The following is a 6337-nucleotide window of genomic DNA, read 5'->3' as shown; positions in this document are numbered from 1 at the left end:
AAAGCGGCTGCAAATATACAACCGAATTCCACTTCCACAAGTTTTCTGAAAAAATAATTTAGGCTTTTTTTGACATTTTTGAAACCCTGCCGGATAAGGTGCTCAAAATGACATTTTTGAAAGGAAATAAAAAAGTTAGAGTTATGAAGTTAGAGTTACGAAGTTAGAAGTTAGAGCTGTTACGTTTGGGTTCTTGTAATCAGGTATGAGTATATCAACTTCTGCGAGCGTATTTCAGAATACCTTTATAAAACGACATTTTTGAGGAGGAATATGAAGTTAGAGCTGTTACGTTCGGGTTCTTTTAACCAGGTATGAGCATTTCAACTTCTGGGAGCGTATTTCAGAGTACCTTTATAAATACTTTTTTTGAGGAAACTTCTTTCAACCCTTTCAGGGTTTCAAACCCTGAAAGGGTTCTGCTGCAAGCGTTAGGGATAGCAGCGGAAATCCTTTTTGTAAGGTACGAGCAAAAAGATTGCAGCGAATAGCCCGACCCCGCCTGCGCTAAAGCTTCGGCGGGCAAGCCCGATAATTGAAAAACAGATCTTAATTGAAAAAAATTTTAGGCGAGGGAACGCCCTGATAATATTTATTATGATTTACGATCTTCCTTTTTGGGAGCTGTCCATTTATTAGTGAGCTCCAAAAAGTCAAAATCCAGAGCGGTTGGTTGTTTTTCGAGTTGTTTACCTTGAAAAGCTCTCTGTAGAATATCCTCTATATAATAATCTTCCTGGTTCTTTGCAGGGTCATATTCCTCCTTCAAAGAAATATCAAAAAAACTTGCGGTGGTATTGTACCAGAACGCCCTCCAGCCGCTCTTTAATTCTTTTACAAGTTCAAAAGTTGTAACTCCGGTTTGCCGGTGGATCAATTTTACAAGGATCTGGCCTTCGGTACGGGTAAGCTTTTTAAGCTCTGCAGAAAACTGGTTCTCAATATAATCCTGCACGATCTTAGTATAGCGTTTCCTGTCCCGCCTGGATTTGATCTGGTCCAATCTACTATTGAGTTCCACAAGCCTATCAGAAGCAAGCTTGGCATAAGGATAAACCTTTAGTGTCTTACGGCGCAAGATCAAATATTTACGACGCTCAAGATCATTCTCAAAAGAAAGCCTCCCCAGAATAAGCACCTCATCCAGGTCAATATGCTCCCGCGCAACAGTATCGCCTTCTATAATAAAGTAATCGTATTCCAGAGTATCTTCAACAGGTTCCTTTACCTGTGCAACAACAGGTAAGGTGGTAAAAAGGAGAAAAAGGATAAAAAACTTCTTCACATCAAATTTTTAAACTGTTGCGCTAAAATCATTCCAAAATTACGTTATCTATAAATTGTCAGCTCTTTAAATCTTATTAAATTCGTCCAAAAGTTTAAGAAATGAGCCAGGAAACAATCCTCAACGACAAATCGATAAGTTTTTTAGAAAAATATTTAAATAACGCTGCCCCTACCGGATATGAATGGGAGGGACAAAAGCTGTGGATGAATTACATAGAACCTTATGTAGATGAGTTCATCACCGACACTTATGGAACTGCTGTAGGAGTCATTAATCCCAAAGCAAAATACAAGGTTGTAATAGAAGGTCACGCCGATGAGATCTCCTGGTATGTAAATTATATAACCGACGACGGATTGATCTACGTGATACGTAACGGCGGTAGCGACCACCAGATCGCAGCTTCAAAAAGGGTAAATATTCACACCAGGAATGGGATCGTAAAAGGGGTTTTTGGATGGCCTGCCATTCATACCCGCGATAAGGAAAAGGAACAGGCGCCAAAACTGGACAACATTTCCATTGACGTGGGGTGTTCTTCAAAAGAGGAAGTGGAAGCCCTGGGAGTGCACGTAGGTTGTGTGATCACCTACCCTGATGAATTCTTTATACTAAACAAGGACAAATTCGTAAGCAGGGCACTAGATAATCGTATTGGCGGATTTATGATCGCTGAAGTGGCCCGCCTGCTGAAGGAGAACAAAAAGAAGTTACCTTTCGGCCTTTATGTAACCAACTCGGTGCAGGAAGAAATAGGGTTAAGAGGAGCTGAAATGATCACCCAGCGCATCAAACCGAATGTGGCTATTGTGACCGATGTGACGCATGACACAACTACCCCAATGATTGAGAAAAAGACCAACGGACTCACAAAAATCGGGGACGGCCCTGTAATTTCATATGCTCCTGCAGTTCAAAACAAGTTGCGCAACCTGCTCATCCAAACTGCCGAGGATAAAAAGATCCCATTCCAGCGCATGGCCTCTTCCAGGATGACAGGAACAGATACCGATGCTTTTGCATATAGCAATGGCGGGGTAGCTTCGGCTTTGATCTCTCTGCCCCTGCGCTACATGCATACCACTGTAGAAATGGTACATCGTGATGATGTGGAGAATGTGATACGATTGATCTATGAAAGTCTGCTGCAACTTAAGGACGGTGATACTTTCAGCTATTTTGAATAGCATCCAAAAATGACATTTTTGAGCCTCCTTTTCCAGGAGGCTTTTTATTTCGGCAAGTTTTCACATTTCTTTACAATAGCAACAGTGAGTTGCAAGCTATATTTAAAGAAAAAAAATCATGGTCCTTTCTTCAGATGAAGTAAAAGCGCTCATCTCCAACCCAGATCTCGCCGCCGAAAAAGCCAACCTTCAGTATATTTCTGAAGACGACCTCTGCATAGAGCGGCGCAAAAGAGGAAAAGGATATCAATATCTTCAGGAAGGGGAACCTTTAAAGGACGAAGAAAAACTTGAACGGATCAAAAAGCTGGTCATCCCCCCTGCCTGGGAAAAAGTAAAGATCTGCCCCATTTCCAATGGACATTTACAGGTGGTAGGGCTTGATGCCAAACAGAGGAAGCAGTATATGTATCACCCCGATTGGACAAAGCTGCGCAATCTCACTAAATTCTATAAAATGGCTGCCTTTGGAAAAGTGCTTCCAAAGATACGAGCCCGCGTAGACGAAGACCTGGACAAGCGGGGAATGCCACAAGAGAAAGTCTTGGCCCTGATCATTAGGCTTATGGAAGAAACTCATATTCGTATAGGGAACGATACTTACGCAAAACAGAACAAATCTTACGGTCTTTCTACCCTTAGAAGCCGCCACGTACAGATCTCCAGCGGAAAGATGAAGATCAACTTTGTGGGAAAGCGGGGTATTGAAAACACAGTTTCCGTTACCGATAAAAAACTCGTAAGGCTGGTCAACAAATGCGAGGAAATTCCGGGATGGGAGGTATTCAAATACTATGATGAAGAAGGCAAAAAGCGCAGTATCGATAGCGGAATGGTGAATCACTACATACAAGAAGTGAGCGGGGAATTATTTTCAGCAAAAGATTTCAGGACCTGGAGCGCCACCAAGATCTTCTTTGAAAAACTTAGAGAGGTGGGGTACACCGGGGAAGAAAAGCAGAACAAAAAAAATATCATCGAAGCTTATGACACAGCTGCAGAAGCTCTAAACAACACCCGCAGTGTTTGTCGCAGCTATTACGTACATCCCTATGTGGTTCAACTTTACGAAACAGGCGGAATAGTGCCTTATTTTAAAAAGGTGGACAGAAAGAGAACATCAAAACCAAACATATCTCACACAGAGGAAGTCTTACTGGAGATCCTGAATGATTTTGAGTTTGAACTGGAGGAAAAAGAATCCTGAATTTTTACTCATCTATATATTTTAGAAAGGAAATAAGATCTTCAACTTCCCTGATCTTATTATCTGAAAGATATTTTCTTGCAGCTTCTGAAGTAAATTCTTTCCTGATATCGCGTTGTTTCAGTTTCACCTCTACAACTTCCCCGGAATCTTTCTGAATGTAGAAAGAAGAGCTTTTCCTGATCTTTGCAGGCTGGTCTTCTGAATAACCGGAATCAGATCGCACCGGGGGTGTAACTTTGATCTCTGGTTTTTCAAGGAGCTTGTACCGCTTGCCGTCGAAGTGTTCAATAAAAAAACCTTTGATCATTCGGCCGTTGTGGTCAACCCGGGAAGAAACGAACTTCTTCCCTCCCATTTCATATGTGGCATTTTCCCAATCCCTCACCGTATAGATATCACGCTTTCCCTTGTCTACCTTGATCTCAAAATTTTCAGCATAAATATTGAACCTGAGTTGCACCGGAAGGTCTGGCTTTCCTTTGAAAAAGATCTTTCCGGGAAGGAAGTTATCATTAAGGTACGGAGATCCTTCAGCGTTATTAAGGTTTGGATCATCTTTTCCAAAGAGTTCATACCGCCCGTCTTCGGTAAAGATCTGTGCCTGCACAGTGTCTATAGCCAGCAGGGTGAGCAGGATTAGAAGTAGTTTTTTCATGGAATAGGAATTAGACTTTTGCTTCGGCCATTATTTCCTCAACGATCTCGGGATTGAGAAGCGTAGAAGTATCACCCAGGTTATCTGTATCCTTTGATGCAATTTTTCTAAGGATCCTCCTCATGATCTTTCCGCTTCTCGTTTTGGGGAGTCCGCTCACAAACTGGATCTTTTCAGGTTTGGCTATTGGTCCAAGAGTTTCGGACACTAGTTTTTTGATCTGGTTCTCCAGTTCTTCTGAAGGTTCCACTTGATTATACAGGATCACGTATGCGTAAAGAGCGTTGCCTTTTATATCGTGCGGATATCCAACCACAGCACTTTCCACCACATTTTCATGCTCATCTATAGCGTTCTCTATAGCTGCGGTACCCAGGTTATGGCCTGAGACTATTACTATATCATCTACTCTACCGGTAATACGATAGTTACCCATGGCATCCCTATAGGCGCCGTCCCCGGTGAAATACTTATTTTCAAAGGTTGAAAAATAAACTTCTTTATAGCGCTCGTGATCCCCATAAATTGTACGGGCCATTGACGGCCAGGGAAATTTTATTGCCAATCTTCCTTCTGCCGGCTCCTTGGTTTCGGGAATTTCCTCTCCCTTATCGTTCATAAGCACCGGCTGCACTCCCGGTAAAGGAAGGGTGGCAAAAGTGGGCCTGGTAGGAGTAATTCCCGCCAAAGGTGAAATCATAATTGCACCTGTTTCAGTCTGCCACCAGGTATCTACCACAGGACAGTTCCCCTTTCCAATATTGTCATTATACCAGTGCCAGGCCTCTTCATTAATTGGTTCACCTACACTTCCCAGAACTTTTAGCGAAGTAAGATCGTGTCTCTCTACAAACTTAAGCGGTTGCTTAGCCAATGACCTAATTGCAGTAGGAGCGGTATAAAAGTGAGTAACCTTCAGCTTATCCACTATTTCCCAAAACCTGCCGTAATCGGGATAACTGGGAACTCCCTCGAACATCACAGTGGTAGCACCAGATAACAACGGGCCGTAGATAATATAGGAGTGGCCGGTGATCCAGCCAATATCGGCAGTACACCAGTAGACGTCATTTTTATCCAGCTGAAATACATTTTGGAATGAATATGTTGTGCCTACCATATAACCACCTACCGTGTGAACCATTCCTTTAGGTTTACCGGTAGAGCCGGAAGTATAGAGAATAAACAACATATCTTCGGCATCCATGCTCTCTGCAGGACATTTCTTTTCTGCTTTCTGCAGTTCGTTAAACCAGAATTTGTCCCTGCCCTCTTTCATTGGTGTGGGCTCCACTGTGCGGCGGTAAACAATAACGCTTTCAATGCTTGGCGTATCTTCCAGCGCCTTGTCACAGATCTCCTTTAAATTCACTTTTTTGGAACCCCTGTAAACCTCATTGGCGGTGATAAGAATCTTACATTCGGAATCATTGATGCGCCTGGCAATTGCCGAACTGGAAAAACCTGCAAAAACAATGGAATGCACAGCACCTATTCGGGCGCAGGCCAGCATGGCAATAGCAAGTTCGGGGATCATGGGCATGTAGATACAAACCTTATCTCCTTTTTTGACTCCGTTATTCTTGAGAACGTTGGCAAAATGCGAAACCTTCACGAACAACTGTCGGTAGGTAATATAACGGGACTCCTCATCCGGGTCATTGGGTTCCCAGATTATTGCGGTTTTGTTACCAAGATCGGTCAGGTGACGGTCGAGACAATTTTCGGTGATATTTACCTTTCCGCCCTGGAACCACTTCACTTCAGGCTTCTCAAAATCCCACTCCAGGGTCGTGTCCCATTTCTTTTGCCACCTAAAGGTGTTGGCGATCTCATCCCAAAAGGCTTCAGGATCCTTAATACTTTTATTATAAGCTTTTTTATAATCGGCGAAGCTGCGCAGTTGTAGATTTTCCATAATCTAAATTTAGGAAAAGCAACTTCAAAAACAAACAACTATAAGAGCCTGATATAAAGAGTAATATTCTAAAATGACA

The 6337-nt window shown here is 42.6% G+C and carries 5 protein-coding genes; 2 read left to right on the top strand and 3 right to left on the bottom strand.

The window, feature by feature from the left end:
- Positions 1-595: 595 nt before the first annotated feature.
- On the bottom strand, positions 596-1285 hold the full coding sequence (locus ACXYMT_RS13245) for a DUF4294 domain-containing protein (protein ID WP_459059581.1): 690 nt from the start codon (positions 1283-1285) through the stop codon (positions 596-598).
- 101 nt (positions 1286-1386) lie between these two features.
- On the opposite strand from ACXYMT_RS13245, the gene ACXYMT_RS13240 reads away from it, so the two are divergent.
- Positions 1387-2475, top strand: a complete 1089-nt coding sequence (locus ACXYMT_RS13240; RefSeq protein ID WP_459059580.1) for a M42 family metallopeptidase — start codon at positions 1387-1389, stop codon at positions 2473-2475.
- Positions 2476-2593: 118 nt separating this feature from the next.
- Positions 2594-3682 carry a DNA topoisomerase IB gene (locus tag ACXYMT_RS13235; protein WP_459059579.1) on the top strand — a complete coding sequence of 363 codons (1089 nt, stop codon included), beginning with the start codon at positions 2594-2596 and terminating at the stop codon, positions 3680-3682.
- A 4-nt stretch (positions 3683-3686) separates the two neighbouring features.
- Here ACXYMT_RS13235 and ACXYMT_RS13230 read toward each other — a convergent pair whose 3' ends face one another.
- Together ACXYMT_RS13230 and acs are read right to left on the bottom strand one after the other, a co-directional pair.
- Positions 3687-4340: a hypothetical protein gene (locus ACXYMT_RS13230; protein ID WP_459059578.1), complete on the bottom strand. Its 654-nt coding sequence runs from the start codon at positions 4338-4340 to the stop codon at positions 3687-3689.
- Between the two features lie 10 nt (positions 4341-4350).
- A complete protein-coding gene (acs, locus tag ACXYMT_RS13225) occupies positions 4351-6258 on the bottom strand; it encodes an acetate--CoA ligase (protein WP_459059577.1) in 1908 nt (635 codons plus the stop codon).
- Positions 6259-6337 lie beyond the last annotated feature (79 nt).

The organism is Salinimicrobium sp. CAU 1759 (assembly GCF_054482715.1).
Note: the sequence above shows the minus strand (reverse complement) of the source record. Positions and strands in the feature narration are given on the sequence as shown.